This is a genomic window from Kitasatospora sp. NPDC036755, assembly GCF_040636595.1.
Classification (GTDB): domain Bacteria; phylum Actinomycetota; class Actinomycetes; order Streptomycetales; family Streptomycetaceae; genus Kitasatospora.
This window is the reverse complement of the sequence record NZ_JBEZUT010000602.1, coordinates 1-2520: the sequence shown is the minus strand read 5'-3', so window position 1 is coordinate 2520 and position 2520 is coordinate 1. Positions and strand designations below refer to the sequence as shown.

At 75.0% G+C, this 2520-nt stretch carries 3 protein-coding genes; all 3 read right to left on the bottom strand.

Annotated features, from left to right (window positions below; translation table 11 throughout):
- Positions 1-152: 152 nt before the first annotated feature.
- On the bottom strand, positions 153-479 hold the full coding sequence (gene trxA, locus AB0E96_RS40405; protein WP_359831748.1) for a thioredoxin: 327 nt from the start codon (positions 477-479) through the stop codon (positions 153-155).
- A gap of 132 nt (positions 480-611) precedes the next feature.
- Positions 612-1577, bottom strand: coding sequence for a thioredoxin-disulfide reductase (gene trxB / locus AB0E96_RS40400; protein WP_359831746.1), 966 nt, complete (start codon positions 1575-1577; stop codon positions 612-614).
- Between the two features lie 173 nt (positions 1578-1750).
- The coding region (locus AB0E96_RS40395) for a hypothetical protein (protein ID WP_359831744.1) at positions 1751-2520 on the bottom strand (770 nt) is incomplete at its 5' end.

Here is a 2520-nt window from a genome sequence, read left to right as displayed (position 1 = left end):
TCGGGGGGGGGGGGGGTGGGCGCCTTTCTCGGGGGCTGGGGGTTCTACCCGCCCCGGCCCCCCGCCCCCCCCCCCCCCGGGGGGGGGGCCCCCCCCGGGGGCCCCCCCCGCCCCGCCGTGCGGTCGGCGACCGGAAGGACCGGCCGGAGGACCTAGATGAACTCGGCCAGCTCGCGCAGCAGCGCGGCCTTCGGGCGGGCACCGGTGATGGACTTCACCGGCTCGCCGTCCTTGTAGACGATCAGGGTCGGGATCGAGATGACGCCGTACTTGGCGGCGGTCTCCTGGTTGGCGTCGACGTCGAGCTTGGCGATGGTGAGCTTGTCGCCGTGCTCGGCCGCGATGTCCTCCAGGACCGGGGCGACCTGGCGGCAGGGGCCGCACCAGGTGGCCCAGAAGTCGACCAGTACGGGCTTCTCGCTCTTCAGGACGTCGGCCTCGAAGGTCTTGTCGGTGACGGTGGTGGTGGCGCCGGCCACGGGAACTCCTCGGGTTAGGACGGAGGGGGGCTGCTGCCAGGAGAACAACGGATGGGCCCGTTCTGTTTCTGCCCGGCCGGGGCGGGGGTGTTCCACGTGGAACACCCCCGGGGGGTGGTTCGAGGGGAGGGCTCAGACCGCGACGGCGGCGGCCTTGGCCTCCAGGTCGTCCAGCGAGGCCAGGTAGCGCTCGGCGTCCAGGGCGGAGGAGCAGCCGGTGCCGGCGGCGGTGATGGCCTGGCGGTAGGTGTGGTCCACGACGTCGCCGGCGCCGAAGACGCCCGGGATGTTGGTCCGGGTCGAGGGGGCCTCGACCTTGAGGTAGCCCTCGGCGTCCAGGTCCAGCTGGCCCTTGAACAGCTCGGTGCGCGGGTCGTGGCCGATCGCGATGAACAGGCCGGTGACGGCCAGCTCGCGGGTCTCGCCGGTGGTGGTGTCGCGCAGGGTGACGCCGCTCAGCTTCGGGTCGCCGTGGATGGCCTCGACCGCGCTGTCCCACTCGAAGCGGATCTTCGGGTCGGCGAAGGCGCGCTCCTGCATCGCCTTGGAGGCGCGCAGGGTGTCCCGGCGGTGGATGATCGTGACGCTCCTGGCGAAGCGCGAGAGGAAGGTCGCCTCCTCCAGGGCGGTGTCGCCGCCGCCGACCACCGCGATGTCCTGGTCGCGGAAGAAGAAGCCGTCGCAGGTGGCGCACCAGGAGACGCCGCGGCCGGAGAGCTTGTCCTCGTTCGGCAGGCCGAGCTTGCGGTGCTGGGAGCCGGTGGTGACGATGACGGCGCGCGCCTTGTGCACGTTGCCCTCGGAGTCGGTGACGGTCTTGACGTCACCGGTGAGGTCGACCGCGACGATGTCGTCGGGGATCAGCTCGGCGCCGAAGCGCTCGGCCTGGGCCCGCATGTTGTCCATCAGCTCGGGGCCCATGATGCCGTCCCGGAAGCCCGGGAAGTTCTCGACCTCGGTGGTGTTCATCAGTGCACCCCCGGCGGTGACGGCCCCCTCGAAGACCAGCGGCTTGAGGGAGGCACGGGCCGTGTAGAGCGCAGCCGTGTACCCGGCCGGGCCGGAACCGATGATGATCACGTTACGGACGTCGCTCACTGCTTCTCCTGGTTCGCATCGCGACCCGCGTTTGCTGCGGGGAGGGCGGTCCTGCTCCGCCGCCCGGGACAACGACTGACCAGTGTCTCGCATTCCCAGGCGGATCAGTACCAGGCGCCCGGAGTCCGGAAGCGGCGTGCCGCCACCGGCGTGGATCGCATGGGAACCGCCGGTCAGCGGCTGGGAAGGGCCTGGTGGAGGAGGACCGGGCCGCAGTCGGGGGAGCGCAGGTAGACGTCGACGGAGCCGGGCCGGCCGGGCAGCGGGTAGACCAGGACGTCCACCGGGGAGCCGCGGTAGCTGCCCCGGTCGGTGGCCAGCGGGGTGCCGGGGGCGGGGGCCGGGCAGCCCGGGGCGGTCGGGGAGGCGGCGGTCGGCTCGGGCTCCGGCCGGGCGCCGTCGGCCGGCATCGCGCCCGGGGAGCCGGCGGGCCCGGTGGCCCGCAGCCCCGGGACGCTCTCCGAGCGGGCCAGCAACTGCTGGACCTGGGCGGCGAGTTCGTCATCGCGGTAGTCGGTGCCGGCGCCCACCGCGTGCGGGGCCCGGGCATCGTGGCTGTCGGCGGTGGCGGCCGGGGCGCCGCCCGCGGTGGCCGTCACCGAGCCGGACCGGTCCTCGGGGTGCAGCAGCAGGGCCCCGCCGAGCCCGAGGGCGGCCAGGGCGGCGGCCGTGCCGAGCAGCACGGCGAACCGCCGGCGGCGGGGGCGGGAGCGGCCGGGCCCGGTGGCCGAGCCGGACCGGTCGGCAGGTCGGCCTGCGGGTCGGTCGGCGGGTCGGTCGGCGGGTCGGGAGGGGAGGGCCGTGGAGGACGGCGTGACGGGTGCCGTGGCGGCGCGTTCGGGCCGGGCCGGGGTCTCGGCCCGGCGGTCGGTCGCGGGGGCCTCCTGCGGCCGCTCGACGGCCTCGCGGCCGTTCCCGGCGGCGGCCTCGGCAGCGGCGGCCG